Here is a 14,840-nt window from a genome sequence, read left to right as displayed (position 1 = left end):
CAGCATGAGGTACCCACATGTCTGAAAAAATATCGACGTCGGCATTAGCTAAAATGCGCAAGGTTGAAGCCAAGCTGTTGTTTGCCGATCTCAAACGTGCTGGCTACATTGTTCGCCAAGACGAAAAATGGATTCTGACGGAAGAAGGCGCCAAGTTTGGCGGCGAGTATGTGGATCACCCTAAATTTGGCCAGTTCATCGTCTGGCCGACCAATTTACATATTGAGCTGACTTCCAGCTCAGGGAAAACATTAAGCGCCACGCTGCTGGGTGAAAAGCTGAAACTGAATGCGAAGCGCATGAACCAACTGTTGAGTGAGTTGGGGTGGATCGCCAAATCTGAAGAAGGTTGGAGTGTCACTGAAGCTGGTATACGCGCTGGTGGCCAGCAAAGAACCGATAAAGAGACACAAAATACCTTTGTCGTATGGCACGATGTGGTGCTGCGTAATAAGCGTCTTAAGCAGTCTGTCATTGAATTTTTAGGGCAAGATGCGGAGTCACACTCCACGGATAAATCTTACTCAAGCTTTCGCCAAAAGTTTGAAGCCAAACACCGAACATTAGATGGGCATTACGTGCGCTCTAAGGGGGAGTTGCTCATCGACAACTGGCTGTACTTGGCTGGTGTGGTGCACGCTTATGAACGTCAGCTGCCGATTGACCAAGATGTCACCAGTGATTTTTATTTGCCAGGCGGTAAAGTCTATTTACAGTTTTGGGGAAGTGATACTGGGGAGATGGCTGAGGCTGACCGTGAGACCATTCGTACTGTTTATGAGCAGCATCATTTTAACCTTATCGAAGTCGAACCGAGTGAACTAGACAAGTTAGATGAAGTGCTGCCTAAGCGTCTTCGTCAGTTTGGTATTAAAGCTTATTAACGACTTAAGCCCGCTGTTCAGATAAGAAAAAACCCGTGATCAATCACGGGTTTCGTATTTTTAGCGTGCATCTAGGCTGTCATCCTATGGATTAAAAACCTTTGATGTTTTCCGCTTCTAGCTCCGAGAAGTACTTCACAGTCTTCACTTTCAGTTCTTGTTGAGCTGGCTCGTCACATACGATCACTGCTTTAGGGTGAAGTTGAAGTGCAGAAACCGTCCATAGGTGGTTTACACAACCTTCTACTGCTGCTTCAAGTGCTTGAGCTTTGTTATGACCTGTTACCAGAATCATCACTTCTTCTGCGTCTAGCAGTGTACCCACACCGATAGTCAGTGCGTATTTAGGCACTTGGTTGATATCGCCGTCAAAGAAGCGAGAGTTCGCAATGCGAGTGTCTTCAGTCAGTGTTTTGATGCGAGTACGAGAAGATAGAGATGACGCTGGCTCGTTGAACGCGATGTGACCGTCGTTACCCACGCCGCCCATGAACAGGTTGATCTTGCCGTAAGACTTAATTTTGTCTTCGTAACGCTTACATTCTGCGTCGTGATCGTCAGTGTTACCGTTCAGTAGGTTGATGTTTTCTTCTTGGATATCAATGTGATTAAAGAAGTTGTTGTACATGAACGAGCGGTAAGACTCTGGGTGATCCGCAGGGATGCCAATGTACTCATCCATGTTGAAAGTCACGACGTTTTTGAAGCTCACTTCGCCGGCTTGGTAAAGCTCGATTAAGGCTTTGTAGGTTGCTAGAGGAGTGCCACCAGTTGGTAGACCCAGAACGAATGGACGCTCAGCAGTAGGTTTAAAGTCGTTGATACGCTTAGCGATATGCGCAGCTGCCCACTTACCTACTTGTGCTGCTCGAGTTAACGGGATAAGTCTCATTTTGTGCCCCTAGTTATTGGAATTTACGATGTACCGAAACATTAATTCGCATTATAAAATAAGTAATGACGAACTGCTATTGTTTTAGGTCAAAATTTTGCTTTTTCTTTAACCAGTGTTGATTTTATCGACTGTTTTTATATCTAAATGCTTTTATAAGCCGATTTTTTACAAAGAAATTGCATTATGAAACTGACGAATTGATAGATAAAATTTATGATATAAATTAAGTTCTGTCTTCGCACTTAACCTTGTTTTTTAACAACCTACAGAGTGTGAAACCGCACACGAACTTCAAATATTATGGGATGGACATGGCACGACGCTCATTCCTTAACCATAATTGAAATGTGTAAACCAGTGAGGAATTCGGTATGAAAAATGAGTTAGATCCGAGCAAAGTACTACAGGCTTACGAATGTGTGATGAACAACGGTACACCAACCGAATTTGGCAAAATGTATGAAGGTGTAGAAGCGTTTTCCGATTACGACGGGTACAACGTTTTCTTACGAGGGAATGGTGTTGAGCTAAAGGTTGGCTTCCACAATACCTATCAATTGGAGTACGACCAAGAGCACTTGAAAGAGAGCTTTTTGAAAAAGATCGCGATGCTTGCCAAGTAGACTAGCACTAAATACTAAAAAAGCCCTTGGGAGAACGCGCCCTTGGGCTTTAGGAGAAGAAACGAGCTTGTTTTGCTCGCTCAGTCAAACCAAACGAGCTTTCGCCTACTGCCTACTGCTAGAAAAAGGCGAGAATTAGTTTATTTGGTTATTAATCGTCTTCGACCAAACTCTCTTCAATGTAATCTTCTGTCGCGTCAGGCTTATTACGACCATTTAGCGTGTGGAAGCGCTTGCGACCACGAGCAAGTTGGGTGTACTTTAGCCACGTACGCTCAAGTTTTGTTTTTGCTTTGCCTGGGTTTTCTAGCACCTTGATGAAGTGTTTCTCTTCGCTATTTTCAGGTGTTAATTCGCCTGACTCTAAGCCAAGCATAGTATCCCCATAAATTGTTAGGATTTCCTCTTCCGAGAGAGTAAAATCGCCAGACTTTGCAAAGCCGCGTGGGAATTTTACGTTGTCGTAAAAACGTTTTTTGCCATGACGGAATTCAGTGTCAGACATGTCAACAGCCTCTGTAACCGTTATTGATGAATGTAGTGAACTACGGCGAAAATTAGGCGTAAAGCTAACAAAAGAAAAACAAAACTTTTTTGTCGTCATGATTTTAATTAGTTGTTAATCTGGTTTTATATTAACCAGGAGATGGTTTATGGATGTAAAAGTCTTTCGAACATTTTTAGAGCTGGCAAGGGTTCGTCACTTCGGACGCGCCGCTGAGAATCTTTATATTACCCAAGCTGCAGTGAGCGCACGTATCAAACAATTGGAAAGTTACTTCGATACGCAATTGTTTATTCGTGATCGAAATAACATAAAGTTGACCTCTGCAGGTGAGCGCTTAATCAGTTATGCAGAGGTGATGGTCACCACATTGCAACAAGCGAAGCTAGAGTTATCGCTTGAAGATGGCAAAGCGCTGCAATTAACGTTAGGCGGTACGCCAAATATTTGGGACGCCTACTTGCAGAACTGTTTAAGTGTCGTCACGGATTCATTTGGAGGCTATGGCTTCATGGCAGAAGTGATGGGGCGGGAAATGCTCAGTCGCAGCTTGCTAGAGCGCACGTTAGATATGGCATTTGCGTTCGACCAAATCAAAGCTGATGAGCTTAACTGCAAAAAAGTGGCTGATGTTGTTCTCGTTCTGGTATCGACTGAGAAAGACTCTTTAGACACCGTTTTTGAAAACAAATACGTGTATGTGGATTGGGGAACGCGCTTCTCATCAGAACATTCTGAGCGTCACCCTAAGATCCCGGCTCCGTATCTGCGCACCTCAACAGCGCGTATAGCATTGGACTTTATTTTAGAGAAGGGCGGTGCCGCTTACTTACCCATCTCTCTGGTAGAGCCCTTTATCGCCAACGGGCAGCTTCACAAGGTGTCTGGCGTAGAAGATTGGTGTCGCCCTATCTATTTGAGCTATCGTAAAGCTAGCTCGTCTGTAGACGCGATTAAGCAAGTGGAAGAAATTGTCAAAGAGATTGATCCACTGACGGCTTACAGTTTTCAGCAAATTGGTTCCGGCACTTCCGACGAATAGCGTTGAGTGAAAAGTCAGAGAAATTAAAAAGCCGCCTTGGAAAATCCAGGCGGCTTTCTTTTTATCTCGATGAATCGATAGTTATGGCAAGTCAAATAGCAGGGCGGTTGTGCTCTCGTTTGATGTATTGCGTAAAACAACCTTACTTTGCTGTTCGACCTTCGCGCCGTCGCCCGCCGTCAAGGTGGTATTGTCGATGCTAAGGCTTCCCGTTACTTGGTGAACGAATAAGTTTCTACCCGATTCTATCTCAAAGTTAAGTTCGCTATTTGGTTCAAGAATTAACTGATGTAATGTGGCATCTTGCTTAATAAGTAGCGTACCGTTTTCTCCTGTTGGAGTCGCGATAGTTGTTAATCCAGGCGTGCGACCAAAGTCTTTTTGCTGATAACCTGGTTTGGTTCCAAATGTATTTGGCTGAATCCAAATTTGTAGAAAGCGCAGCGTGTCGCGGTTCGACGCATTGTACTCACTGTGGTAAATCCCTTTCCCTGCCGACATGAGTTGGAATTCCCCGGCGGGTAATGTTTTCACGTTACCTTCGCTGTCTTTGTGCGCGATAACACCTTCCAGCACATAGCTGATGATCTCCATATCACGATGGCCATGTGTATCAAAACCTGCGCCAGGTTGGACTACATCGTCATTAATGACTCTCAGCTCAGAAAAGCCCATATGTTGTGGATCGTAATAGCTACCGAAAGAAAACGTATGTTTGCTATCAAGCCAGCCAAAGTTTGCTCGACCTCGGTCTGCTGCATGTCTTACCGTAATCATAGAGCCTCCTTAAGAGAGCTTTTTGTTTAAGAAGTTATCTAATGCTGCTTTACCTGCGCCAGAAAACGCCAGTGAAACACTTGCTGCCAGTAAAGCTAAGCCAAACTCGTAACCGTTGTTTGCCATGAACAAACCGTTTTCAAAGTGGACGGAGAATATCGCTACCACCATCGTGAACGCTAAAGCAACGGCTGCTGGGCGAGTTAGCAGGCCAAGCAAGATGAACAAGCCGCCAAAGAACTCTGCGCTGCCAGCAAGGAATGCCATTAGCACGCCAGGACCTAAACCGATGGATGCCATCCACTGACCTGTACCTTCTAACCCATAGCCACCAAACCAACCAAACAGTTTTTGTGCGCCGTGCGCCATAAAGATAATGCCGATTGGAATGCGAAGTGATAGTGCGCTGTAACCTGCGTTTGAAGTGGTGATTTTCTGTAATAGTGCTTTCATGATTCTGTCCTCTGACTCTTTTCAATGAGTGGGAAGCGTGTACTCCCGTGCTGTTGAGAACAGTTTAGGTGGCGGTGAGAATAAAAATAACGGGAGTATTTTGATAAACTCGTTCTAAAAAATTGAATAATGGATTTTTGTTATTTTTAATCAGTTGCTTGAGTGTTTTTTATGAGTTTTTTTATGCCAGTTTTGTCGTGTTTTAAATCAGGTTCCATCATTATTTTCGATAAACATTTTTGCTGTTAAACAAAAAAAAGAGCACAGGTTGCTGTGCTCTATTGCTTTCGCTATTAACAAGGGAGAAAGGTGTGTTAAAGAAAACCGTCAGAGGTTCATTAAGCTCTCTAGTGACTCCTCTACATTGTTGTAGTGATAGGTTCGAATATTACGTCCATCCGTGGCATTAATTTGAATTTCTGAGATCTCGTTATCTGAGTCTCGTTCGATAATTCCAATTGAATGATCTACGGATTTACTGGTAATAACCTTTTGGTTTCTTAGTACAATTACGCAAGTGTGTAAGTCCATGCCAATTCCCTTTAGCCGACGTTGTTGTGATGTTCTGAATCTAACTTTAGTGTACAAAAGCGCTAATGCCAATAAATCTCAATATTGAGTTCCGAAAATGGCTAATGGTAGGCGCTTAAGCAAGCTACAATAACACTATATTGAACGATGCCTATGAACAATAAATGACAAAAGGCATGAGCAAGGAAAGCACTATGTTTATTCACCCCCATACCTCACTGACTTTCGAGCAGTGTCATAAGGCGCGAGTCGCGCGAGACAGCCGTTTTGATGGGCGATTTTATGTGGCAGTGAAAACAACGGGGATCTTTTGTCGCCCAATTTGTCCGGCTAATTTACCTAAAGAAGAAAATGTAGAGTACTTCACCGATAAAGCGCAAGCTCTCCAAGCGGGGTACCGTCCTTGCTTGCGCTGTCGACCTGATAGCGCGCCGGGTTCTTGGGCATGGAAAGGCGTAGAAACGACCTTTCAACGAGCGATTTCGTTAATTGACCGAGGGGAACTGCATCACCACTCGGTGTCTGAGCTAGCAGAGCGTGTTGGGATTTCGGATCGCTACTTACGTATGTTGTTTGAGCAGTATCTAGGCATGTCACCCAAGCAGTATGCGCAATATCAACAATTAATGTTCGCCAAACAGTTGCTTCATTCCAGTTCTATGTCGGTCACCGAGGTAGGGTTTGCGTCTGGTTTTAACAGTACGCGCCGTTTTAACGATGCTTTCCAAAAGTTTCTCAAGCTGACGCCTTCTCAAGTCCGTCGCAAAGAGTTTGACGGTATGGGTAGCAATCGAATTGCCTTGCCTTATCGAGGTGAATTGAATTGGCAGCACATGTTGAACTTTTACCGTTTACGAGCGATTGAGGGGGTTGAGCTGGTGAGTGATGAGAGTTATCAGCGCAACGTTTGTCTGGATACCAGTAAAGCGTGGTTTAAAGCAACCAAAGGTGAAGGGTACCTAGAGCTAGCGTTTGAAATTGAAGACGTAACGAAGCTGCAAAACTTGGTGTCTGACATTCGTCGTATGTTCGATCTCGACGCCGATATTTGTACTGTCGAGCAGCATTTGGATTATGTCGCACCAGGGCTTGTGTCGAGTAAAGGTATTCGGATTCCTGGTGTATGGAATGGATGGGAGGCCGGAGTTCGAGCGATTTTAGGCCAACAAGTGTCGGTTAAAGCGGCGATTGGTCAACTTAACTTATTGGTGACCACACTTAGTGGAGAGTCAGAAAAACGCTTTTTCCCGACACCAGATGCGATAGCGAATACCGACGTGAGCTTTTTGCGCATGCCGCAAAGCCGTAAAGAGACGCTAGTGCGCTTCGCCCAGTTCATGCAGGACAACTCAGAAGCCGACCCCCAGCAGTGGCTAGCTTTGAAAGGCATTGGACCTTGGACAGTCAGTTATGCTCAACTGCGAGGGCAATCTCAACCCGATTGCTTTTTAGATAAAGACTTAGTGGTGAAAAAGGCGATGCAGCGTTACCCATCACTGAATACGCACACTGCGGCCCCTTGGGGAAGCTACGCAACGTTTCACTTATGGAATCAATCATGAAAACATTTTATACCGAAATGCCGAGCCTATTAGGAACGGTGACCATCCAATCTAACGCTGAGGGCTTGCTTGGCATTTGGTTTGAAACATGCACCACTAAGCCGAGTGAACTGGGAGCGCGAGACGATCAACACCCAGTTTTGTGCCAAGCTGTTACCCAGTTGAATGAATATTTTTCTGGCCTACGCAATGAATTTGATCTGCCTTTGTCGGCTACAGGAACGGATTTTCAAAATCGAGTTTGGCAGGCACTAACGACCATTCCATACGGCGAAACGTGGAGCTATCAAGATCTCGCCAACGCGATTGGCAACCCTAAAGCTGTGCGCGCTGTTGGGTTGGCAAACGGCAAAAATCCTATTTCTATCGTGGTGCCTTGTCATCGCGTTATTGGCAAAAGCGGTAAATTGACAGGGTATGCTGGTGGAGTAGAGCGCAAGCAACGTTTACTTGCGTTGGAGCAAGGTACACCACTTTAAGTGAGGCGATTCTCATATTGTGATTAAGCGTGCTTCACAGGGGAAACGATAGTGTAGAGTTTCATATTCGTTATACGAATAGAAAAAGGATAATAAGGACATGCCTTTCAAAACGGATTTTGATGCATTCATGAGTGAGTGTTGGCAGCATCACGAAGCACAGCCCGAACAAACTTATGCTCAATTGGAAACGGCTCTGAGTGAGGTGGAAAACGTTAGCCACATCGAGCGAATATTCGCATTGATGCTGCACACCGCGATTGGGCACCTCCAGCGTCCAGAACCGTTTCTTGCTTGTTTAGAGCGCTTTGATGAACGCAAGGTTGCCGAGAGTTCGGCATTGCAACGCAGTATTGCCGTTGCGCGCTACTTCGTAGATGGCACTGACAATATGGAATTATTGGAAGAGCAAGACCAACGCCGAGTTTACGCTCTGATTTCGAATGAACTTTCTGCGCTTGCTCAGCTTGAACTGGCGAGCCAATGGCTGGAGAAAGCCGCGCTAGGTATGACACCACAAGATGCTGAAGGGCCGCTAGCGCGCTCTATCGCAATCACAGCAAACAACTTGGCGTGTCAGTATGAAGCGCTGGCTGAGCGCACGGATGTGGAAAAATCGAGGATGCTAGAAGCGGCGAAGCTCGCGTTGGATTACTGGAAAGTGGCGGGTGGTTGGATGCAAGAAGAACGTGCTGAGTATCGCTTAGCGATGAGTTTACTCAAAGCGGGTGAAGCCGGACAAGCCAAGCAGCATGCCGAGCGCTGCGAAGCCATTTGTCAGCAAAATGGTGGTGACGCGTTTGAGCTGTTCCATGCGCATGATTTGCTGATGCAAGTGCACTTCCATCTTAGCCAGAAATATAAAGCTCGAGTGGATGTGGGGATGCAGCAATACTGCACAACGAGTTCGTTGACATGATCTCAACGTTGAATAAAAAAGCCCCGAGCGAATGGCTCGGGGCTCATATTTTGTAAGTTCACTCATTACACGATGTTGATTATGCTATTTGCGCTTTTGCCTGGTATCGTCCTGGTTTATGGTTCATCGCCAAAATCAAGTTTGTCGCCACGGCACCCAGGACGGATAGAGCGATAAGGTGCACATCCACAATGAACAGCGACATCACTACGATGGCACAATCGAGCGCCATCTGAACTTTACCAGCTCGAATCCCAAAACGTTCCTGAAGGTACAACGCTAGAATGTTAAAACCGCCTAAACTCATCTTGTGACGGAAAATCACCAACATACCTATTCCAATTAACCCACCACCTAGAAGTGCTGCATAGAAAGGTTCGATTCGTGAAATTTCAATCACATGGTGCAGATGATCGACCGCAAAAGAAACAATCGAGACCGCAATGAAGGTATTAATGGTGAAGCGCCATCCCATGCGCATTACAGACAAAATATAAAAAGGGAGGTTGAGAGCGAAAAATATCTGACCAAAGCTGAAGTCACTCACTTTGGTAAGGAAGATCGCCAAACCAGCCGTACCGCCGGTGAGCAATCCTACTTTGCTGAAAAATATTACCCCAAGCGACACTAACGCACTGCCGAGCGTCAGAGCCAAGAGGTTCTCTCTTAGGCTATGATCTTTATCCATAAAATTTTTTCCTTGGTTTAAAAACCGCGCCGGAGACAACACGTCCATCCAGCGAGATAAACAGTTGCCAAAACAGCAACTAACAAATCGGCCAATAAAATGTCGCGAAAAGTGATGAATGTCGAGTTTTTGGACAAGATTGTGCTGATGCTAGCCTGTTTAACATAATGTACACAGGTAGAAAAACGACAAGGAAAAGTTATGATTAAGAAAGTCGGCACTACCCAAATCAACGCATTACATCGACTGAGTTGTCACTGCGGAAAAGTTGAGCTGGAACTTGCATTACCTAATGGTATTGAGAAGCCGAGACGATGTGATTGCTCCATGTGTCGACGTCGCGGCGCGATTGTGGCATCTGTGCCTCTGAATGGTATTCGTATCGTGCAAGGCGAAGACGTTTTGAAGCAGTATCAATTTAACACTCGCACAGCGAAGCACTTTTTCTGTGGCGAATGTGGTATTTATACGCACCATCAGCGTCGCTCTGACCCGAGTGAGTACGGCTATAATGTCGGCTGTTTAGAGGGCGTCAACCCATATGAATTGGGAACTATCGAAGTGATGGATGGCGTTAACCATCCATCCGACCGTTAGGTTGCATTGCAAGTTAAGTGACTAATTCTAGGTGTTTTTAAGTAAATAAACCGCTATTCATCCACAAGTGTACCGCAATACTGGCGGCATAACCCAAGGCGATGACGGGAGCCCATTTTAGGTGGCCAAAGAAGGTATATTGACCACGCGCGGCTCCCATTAATGCGACACCAGCAGCAGAGCCAATTGAAAGCAAGCTGCCCCCCACACCCGCAGTCAATGTGACAAGTAACCAGTTTCCCATCGACATGCTTGGTTCCATGGTCAGTACAGCAAACATAACCGGAATGTTATCGACGATGGCAGACAGAACACCAACCATCACGTTGGCCCAGACAGGATTCCATTGGTTGTACATGACGTTTGAAACCAGTTCGAGATAGCCAAGTAAGCTCAAACCGCCGACACACATCACTACGCCGTAGAAGAACAGCAAGGTATCCCATTCTGCTCGAGATACACGGTGGAACACGTCAAACGGAACGACTGAACCTAAGCGTTTTAATGCGTGATCGTCGCCATTGGCAATTGCCATGGCCGCTTTTTTTGCCAAGGAATGTTTGAGTGTTTGGCGTAAGAAGTAGCCGAAAAATTGTAAGTAGGCCAAGCCCATCATCATGCCCATAACTGGTGGGAAGTGCAGCAAAGCGTGGAAAGAGACTGCGGTGGCAATCGTCAGAATGAATAGTGCGACAATACGTCTCGCGCCGCGTTTCAGTTCTACGTGTTGGTGAATCGTATTCGGTTTGGTGTTTGGAACAAAGAGTGACATCAAAAACGCAGGAACCAAATAGTTCACCAGTGACGGGACGAATAACGGGATGAATTCAGCAAAGCTGACATGCCCGGCTTGCCACACCATCAGGGTCGTAATGTCACCAAATGGGCTGAATGCACCGCCAGCGTTGGCAGCGATAACAATGTTGATACAGGCAAGATTCACGAATCTAGGATTATCACCAGAGACTTTCATCACCACAGCGCACATCAAGAGGGCTGTGGTTAAGTTATCGGCAATCGGTGAAATAATAAAGGCGAGAAACCCCGTCAGCCAAAACAGCTTTTTGAAGCCAAAGCCTTTGCCGACCATCCACGCCTGTAAGGCATCGAAGAGTTTGCGCTCTTCCATAGCATTGATGTAAGTCATCGCTACTAACAAAAACAGCAGCAGTTCCGCGTATTCCAACAAGTTGTGTTCTAGTGCGGATTTGGCGATTTCTGGCTGGTTGTGTTGAGCAAAGGTGTAGCCAATCAGAATCCAAATTAACCCTGCTGCGAGCAGCACAGGCTTGGATTTTCTCATTTTCAGATACTCTTCCAACATAACCAGTATGTAAGCAATCGAAAAGATAATGAGAGCCGCGTAACCGACACCAGAATTAACAAGGTTCAGTTCATTGGTGGGGGCAGCAAAGGTGGCGCTAGAGAACAACAAACAGCAGAAAGCTACAATTGGATAGATTGGCATAGACATTTCTCCTTTGTCTGGTTGGAGAAATATTAGCCACAAATTAATGAGTTAGTTGTGAGAGAGCTCGAATTAACAGTAGGAGTTAGGAAATGATAGTGTGCGCCACTATTTTCTGAGTGACGCAATGCTTGCTGCGCCAAATAAAACCACAGCGGCATACAAACCGTAAGTTAACCAATGGCTAATCTCTAAAAAAGGAACGAGTCCTTGACCTGCCCACATACAGCCTCCGTTTAATGAGCAATGTTGTAATAGTCGAGCCAATTTAAAGGAAATGAACAATGTTTTTTGTGAGTGACGGCAAATTCTGAAGGATTAGAAAGTCAAAAATTGGTCAGTGAGAGAGAAATCTCATTTTTAACTGGCTAGCTCTAACCCTTTTGAGCTAGAGCTAGCTATATCGAGCGCTGAATGGATTTAGCGCAGCAGCCATTTTCTCAACGGCGAAGCCTCAATTGCTTTCACAAGCAGTATGGTTGCGACAATCGTTGTAGGATAAATAAATGCGTCTTTCGCGAGGTGTTGCAACCCGATAAATCCAGCGACATTCATCATAATAATTATCACAAGCAGATGGCTAACATAAATGCCTAACACGCTAGGAGATAGTTTGAATACCCAAGGCATATCGCCAAAATGTGGGTGGACTAAGAGCCACATGAAGACACCCACGGCCCAGATAACAGTACCAAACAGGAAGTCGTGAGAATTAAAAGCGACCTCGTGTTGCATTAGCCAATAAGCTTCACCAAAATGCAGCGCCATACCAAGAAGAATGCATCGAATCGTATTGTTTCGCGACCATCGCCACTGTTCTTCTCGTGCTAGATAACCCAGTGTTACCAGCAAAGTACTGAAAAACGGCCCATTACGAGTAAAGAAAGGCGCTGGCAGATCGGTAATGGTCGAATAACTGCCAGCAAACACGCCGTATATGTATAGCAATACGGCGGTTGGCAGTACCAATTGAGCCATATTGATATGCACGAGGAAGGCAATTAAGGCAACGGCAATGACCAGAGCTGGAATAAACCACAGGTGAACGAGCCCGCCTTCGACGAGTGAATTGAACGGGGTCGACATTAAGTAGCCCCAGTAGCCCTGCCTTTCGGCGAGATACCCCGCCTCAGCGACAGTTTGCCACTGGAATGGCATCAATAAACTGATCACGCTCCAAATGAGCCAAACCTTCATCAGTGGTTTGGCGTAGTTTTTTAGTGTTTCGATAGGTGCGCGGCTTAACTTGGGCTGGATAAGATAACCAGAAATGAGAAAAAACAGTGGCACAGCAAAACGAGCCAATTGGTTGAGCATATAACCAACCCACGGTATTCCATCCCATTGCCAGTATGTCAGGGCCATCTGGCAGTGCAATCCTATAATTGCAAACATCGCAATAATACGCGCAAACTCTAAGCTGGCTATTTTTTGTTTCTTTGCCATTACATTACTTACCTAAATAAAAAAAACTTAGGTGAAAGTAGCAGGTTGTGGCTGAATTAATGCGAGAAAAAGTCAACAGACTCGCGCTTACACTGAAGCTGTGTTTAAATTTAAGACTTACTTCAAACTTCTTAATTATTAACCTATTAACCAACTCAATACGTGATTAGCGAGTCGAAAATGACACTAATGTATGGTTAGACCAGTTAACTCTAGATTGAAAAAAAGAACGATCGTGCTAAAAATAAGATTATGCAAAAAGGAAAAGTGACAAAAGAGTTTATTCTGCAACGGGCTTTTGAGATCGCCAGCGAAGACGGATTAGAAAGTCTTACGATTGGTGAGTTAGCCAAGCAATGCGGTATGTCGAAAAGTGGTCTGTTTGCCCACTTCAATTCGAAGTTGAATTTACAACTATCGGTATTGGAGCACGCCAATAAAGTGTTCGCCGCCCGAGTTATTGAGCCTGTTCGTGAAGCAGGGGATGGCAATATCGAACGTAAAATTCGAGGGTTGCTCGACTCTTGGATGACTTGGAACCACGCATTTCAAGGAAGTTGTATGTTTCTAGACGCTTGGAATGACACGGCAGATAAAGATTGCCCACTTCAGGCCGGACTGCGTAAATCCATAGACACTTGGCTGAGCTACTTGGAGATCCAAATAACGAAAGGCAAAGAGAAGCAAGAATTTGCAGCAGACTTAGATACACGCCAAGCAACGTTTGATTTATACGGTCTTTATTTGAGTGCGCATGTTTTTTACTCAATTAAAGGTGAGGAAGAAAGCTTGCGCCTGTTTTGGCAAGGGATCGACAACTTATTTTCTCGCTGGAAAGGCTGATACCAGTTATTCGCTTTCCAGATTTGTAGACATAAAATCATAAAGAGCGGCTGAGTTCGCTCTTTCTTATCAGTATAAAAAGCACGACCGTTCTATTTTTTGTGCGAAGCTGATAGTTAAGGACATAATCATGAGTGAAAAAATTTACTTTAATACATCGCAACGTTTCAGTATTAAGCGCAGTTTGGTGAACATCAGTACGCGTTTACACCATACGCTGGCCCCTTCCCATGCAAAGAATACCGCGCGTAAGTTGCTCCTGACACCTGCTCGCTCAGCACCTAAAAACACCGAACCTCAAGGACTTGCCAAGGGTGAAATTAAAGGGCATGCAGGCATTATCAAAACCTACACTTTGGGCTCTGGACCTATTTGGGTGCTAACTCATGGTTGGTCTGGCACCGCAAGTCAGTTTTATCCGTTGATGGAACATATTGCGTCGAAAGGGTTCACCGCTTTGGCATACGATCATCCAGCACATGGTGAGAGTGAAGGGCAGTATGGGCACATTCCGGGTTTTGTCAAAGGGTTAGAAGATGTGTTAGATACGGTAGACGATATTGTTGGTCTAGTTGGGCACAGCATGGGCACCGCTTCTGCTCTTGAGTGCAGACATAGCAAATTAGAAAACAAGCCTTTACTGCTTATTGCACCGGTATTGAATTACGTAGAGAACCTATTCGGTAGCATTGCGCGTTCAGGTTATTCGATGAAGCTTTTTAATGCTGTGGTTTCAGAAGTTGAAGATCAATTTGGTTACCCATTACAGTCAATTGATCCGCTGAAGCGTTTGGCTGAGCGCTCGTCTCCAGCCATCATTGTTCATGATGAGCAGGATAAGTTCACTAAGTACAGTATTTCTGCACAAGCCGCTGAAGAGATTGAAAATGTTGAGTTAGTGACAACGCAAGGTCAAGGCCATGGCCGAGTGATGAAGTGTGGACAAGTCTTCAGTAGTTTTGACCGTTTACTCGATCGTGCTTGGTAATCTTCATGCTTGCTAATTGGCTCGGTCCGTTTTGGGCTAATTCGATTTGAAATCAATACCTCGGATTGTTTTTCGTCTATGGTATCGCTTTTCTCGTTATGAGATAAAAACAAAAAAGGACAGCCGAAGCTGTCCTTTGA

The 14,840-nt window shown here is 45.1% G+C and carries 17 protein-coding genes; 9 read left to right on the top strand and 8 right to left on the bottom strand.

What is annotated here, in order from left to right:
* Positions 1–17: 17 nt before the first annotated feature.
* On the top strand, positions 18–884 hold the full coding sequence (locus ACZ5ZC_RS03300; RefSeq protein WP_124008201.1) for a glycerol kinase: 867 nt from the start codon (positions 18–20) through the stop codon (positions 882–884).
* A gap of 91 nt (positions 885–975) precedes the next feature.
* Here ACZ5ZC_RS03300 and nagB read toward each other — a convergent pair whose 3' ends face one another.
* The gene (gene nagB, locus ACZ5ZC_RS03295) at positions 976–1,776 is read right to left on the bottom strand and encodes a glucosamine-6-phosphate deaminase (RefSeq protein ID WP_006740926.1); all 801 of its coding nucleotides are present in this window, start codon (positions 1,774–1,776) and stop codon (positions 976–978) included.
* Positions 1,777–2,150: 374 nt separating this feature from the next.
* On the opposite strand from nagB, the gene ACZ5ZC_RS03290 reads away from it, so the two are divergent.
* On the top strand, positions 2,151–2,402 hold the full coding sequence (locus ACZ5ZC_RS03290) for a DUF3081 domain-containing protein (RefSeq protein ID WP_005392042.1): 252 nt from the start codon (positions 2,151–2,153) through the stop codon (positions 2,400–2,402).
* A gap of 151 nt (positions 2,403–2,553) precedes the next feature.
* Here ACZ5ZC_RS03290 and ACZ5ZC_RS03285 read toward each other — a convergent pair whose 3' ends face one another.
* Positions 2,554–2,907, bottom strand: a complete 354-nt coding sequence (locus tag ACZ5ZC_RS03285; RefSeq protein WP_005392041.1) for a MaoP family protein — start codon at positions 2,905–2,907, stop codon at positions 2,554–2,556.
* Between the two features lie 148 nt (positions 2,908–3,055).
* Between ACZ5ZC_RS03285 and ACZ5ZC_RS03280 the strand changes: the two genes are divergently transcribed.
* Positions 3,056–3,949 (top strand): LysR family transcriptional regulator, encoded by an 894-nt coding sequence (locus ACZ5ZC_RS03280; protein WP_005374436.1) that lies wholly within the window; start codon positions 3,056–3,058, stop codon positions 3,947–3,949.
* A gap of 81 nt (positions 3,950–4,030) precedes the next feature.
* On the opposite strand, the gene ACZ5ZC_RS03275 is transcribed toward ACZ5ZC_RS03280, so the two are convergent.
* The 3 genes from ACZ5ZC_RS03275 to ACZ5ZC_RS03265 form a co-directional block, all read right to left on the bottom strand.
* On the bottom strand, positions 4,031–4,726 hold the full coding sequence (locus ACZ5ZC_RS03275; protein ID WP_054866741.1) for a pirin family protein: 696 nt from the start codon (positions 4,724–4,726) through the stop codon (positions 4,031–4,033).
* 9 nt (positions 4,727–4,735) lie between these two features.
* The gene (locus tag ACZ5ZC_RS03270) at positions 4,736–5,179 is read right to left on the bottom strand and encodes a DoxX family protein (protein WP_006740929.1); all 444 of its coding nucleotides are present in this window, start codon (positions 5,177–5,179) and stop codon (positions 4,736–4,738) included.
* 327 nt (positions 5,180–5,506) lie between these two features.
* Complete coding sequence (locus ACZ5ZC_RS03265) at positions 5,507–5,710, bottom strand: hypothetical protein (RefSeq protein WP_017633816.1); 204 nt, start codon at positions 5,708–5,710, stop codon at positions 5,507–5,509.
* 194 nt (positions 5,711–5,904) lie between these two features.
* Between ACZ5ZC_RS03265 and ACZ5ZC_RS03260 the strand changes: the two genes are divergently transcribed.
* The 3 genes from ACZ5ZC_RS03260 to ACZ5ZC_RS03250 all read left to right on the top strand — a co-directional run bounded on the left by ACZ5ZC_RS03260 (position 5,905) and on the right by ACZ5ZC_RS03250 (position 8,670).
* A complete protein-coding gene (locus ACZ5ZC_RS03260; RefSeq protein WP_464931772.1) occupies positions 5,905–7,272 on the top strand; it encodes an AlkA N-terminal domain-containing protein in 1,368 nt (455 codons plus the stop codon).
* Entirely contained in the window at positions 7,269–7,751 is a 483-nt protein-coding gene (locus ACZ5ZC_RS03255) for a methylated-DNA--[protein]-cysteine S-methyltransferase (protein ID WP_053809318.1), read from the top strand. Before ACZ5ZC_RS03260 ends, ACZ5ZC_RS03255 begins: the two co-directional genes overlap by 4 nt.
* Positions 7,752–7,851: 100 nt before the next feature.
* Positions 7,852–8,670 carry a hypothetical protein gene (locus ACZ5ZC_RS03250; RefSeq protein ID WP_464931771.1) on the top strand — a complete coding sequence of 273 codons (819 nt, stop codon included), beginning with the start codon at positions 7,852–7,854 and terminating at the stop codon, positions 8,668–8,670.
* Between the two features lie 79 nt (positions 8,671–8,749).
* On the opposite strand, the gene ACZ5ZC_RS03245 is transcribed toward ACZ5ZC_RS03250, so the two are convergent.
* Positions 8,750–9,358 carry a DUF6198 family protein gene (locus tag ACZ5ZC_RS03245; protein ID WP_006740933.1) on the bottom strand — a complete coding sequence of 203 codons (609 nt, stop codon included), beginning with the start codon at positions 9,356–9,358 and terminating at the stop codon, positions 8,750–8,752.
* A 201-nt stretch (positions 9,359–9,559) separates the two neighbouring features.
* On the opposite strand from ACZ5ZC_RS03245, the gene ACZ5ZC_RS03240 reads away from it, so the two are divergent.
* Entirely contained in the window at positions 9,560–9,955 is a 396-nt protein-coding gene (locus ACZ5ZC_RS03240) for a GFA family protein (RefSeq protein WP_005392030.1), read from the top strand.
* A gap of 37 nt (positions 9,956–9,992) precedes the next feature.
* Here ACZ5ZC_RS03240 and nhaD read toward each other — a convergent pair whose 3' ends face one another.
* Together nhaD and ACZ5ZC_RS03230 are read right to left on the bottom strand one after the other, a co-directional pair.
* Positions 9,993–11,423: a sodium:proton antiporter NhaD gene (gene nhaD / locus ACZ5ZC_RS03235; RefSeq protein WP_005392020.1), complete on the bottom strand. Its 1,431-nt coding sequence runs from the start codon at positions 11,421–11,423 to the stop codon at positions 9,993–9,995.
* Positions 11,424–11,843: 420 nt separating this feature from the next.
* The gene (locus ACZ5ZC_RS03230; protein WP_464931770.1) at positions 11,844–12,869 is read right to left on the bottom strand and encodes an acyltransferase; all 1,026 of its coding nucleotides are present in this window, start codon (positions 12,867–12,869) and stop codon (positions 11,844–11,846) included.
* Between the two features lie 252 nt (positions 12,870–13,121).
* Between ACZ5ZC_RS03230 and ACZ5ZC_RS03225 the strand changes: the two genes are divergently transcribed.
* Complete coding sequence (locus ACZ5ZC_RS03225) at positions 13,122–13,712, top strand: TetR/AcrR family transcriptional regulator (protein ID WP_005392013.1); 591 nt, start codon at positions 13,122–13,124, stop codon at positions 13,710–13,712.
* Positions 13,713–13,842: 130 nt separating this feature from the next.
* Positions 13,843–14,700 (top strand): alpha/beta fold hydrolase, encoded by an 858-nt coding sequence (locus ACZ5ZC_RS03220; RefSeq protein WP_054866739.1) that lies wholly within the window; start codon positions 13,843–13,845, stop codon positions 14,698–14,700.
* Positions 14,701–14,840 lie beyond the last annotated feature (140 nt).

This window comes from Vibrio sp. JCM 18905, from assembly GCF_055393305.1.
The sequence above is the reverse complement of the archived record's forward strand: the minus strand, read 5'-3'. Positions and strand labels throughout refer to the sequence as shown.

Coding starts and splice junctions, on each gene's coding strand:
- ACZ5ZC_RS03240 (WP_005392030.1), top strand. CDS start 9,560: ATGATTAAGAAAGTCGGCACTACCCAAATCAACGCATTACATCGACTG.
- ACZ5ZC_RS03270 (WP_006740929.1), bottom strand. CDS start 5,179: ATGAAAGCACTATTACAGAAAATCACCACTTCAAACGCAGGTTACAGC.
- ACZ5ZC_RS03275 (WP_054866741.1), bottom strand. CDS start 4,726: ATGATTACGGTAAGACATGCAGCAGACCGAGGTCGAGCAAACTTTGGC.
- ACZ5ZC_RS03250 (WP_464931771.1), top strand. CDS start 7,852: ATGCCTTTCAAAACGGATTTTGATGCATTCATGAGTGAGTGTTGGCAG.
- ACZ5ZC_RS03290 (WP_005392042.1), top strand. CDS start 2,151: ATGAAAAATGAGTTAGATCCGAGCAAAGTACTACAGGCTTACGAATGT.
- ACZ5ZC_RS03220 (WP_054866739.1), top strand. CDS start 13,843: ATGAGTGAAAAAATTTACTTTAATACATCGCAACGTTTCAGTATTAAG.
- ACZ5ZC_RS03285 (WP_005392041.1), bottom strand. CDS start 2,907: ATGTCTGACACTGAATTCCGTCATGGCAAAAAACGTTTTTACGACAAC.
- ACZ5ZC_RS03280 (WP_005374436.1), top strand. CDS start 3,056: ATGGATGTAAAAGTCTTTCGAACATTTTTAGAGCTGGCAAGGGTTCGT.
- nagB (WP_006740926.1), bottom strand. CDS start 1,776: ATGAGACTTATCCCGTTAACTCGAGCAGCACAAGTAGGTAAGTGGGCA.
- ACZ5ZC_RS03230 (WP_464931770.1), bottom strand. CDS start 12,869: ATGGCAAAGAAACAAAAAATAGCCAGCTTAGAGTTTGCGCGTATTATT.
- ACZ5ZC_RS03225 (WP_005392013.1), top strand. CDS start 13,122: ATGCAAAAAGGAAAAGTGACAAAAGAGTTTATTCTGCAACGGGCTTTT.
- ACZ5ZC_RS03245 (WP_006740933.1), bottom strand. CDS start 9,358: ATGGATAAAGATCATAGCCTAAGAGAGAACCTCTTGGCTCTGACGCTC.
- ACZ5ZC_RS03300 (WP_124008201.1), top strand. CDS start 18: ATGTCTGAAAAAATATCGACGTCGGCATTAGCTAAAATGCGCAAGGTT.
- ACZ5ZC_RS03260 (WP_464931772.1), top strand. CDS start 5,905: ATGTTTATTCACCCCCATACCTCACTGACTTTCGAGCAGTGTCATAAG.
- nhaD (WP_005392020.1), bottom strand. CDS start 11,423: ATGCCAATCTATCCAATTGTAGCTTTCTGCTGTTTGTTGTTCTCTAGC.
- ACZ5ZC_RS03265 (WP_017633816.1), bottom strand. CDS start 5,710: ATGGACTTACACACTTGCGTAATTGTACTAAGAAACCAAAAGGTTATT.
- ACZ5ZC_RS03255 (WP_053809318.1), top strand. CDS start 7,269: ATGAAAACATTTTATACCGAAATGCCGAGCCTATTAGGAACGGTGACC.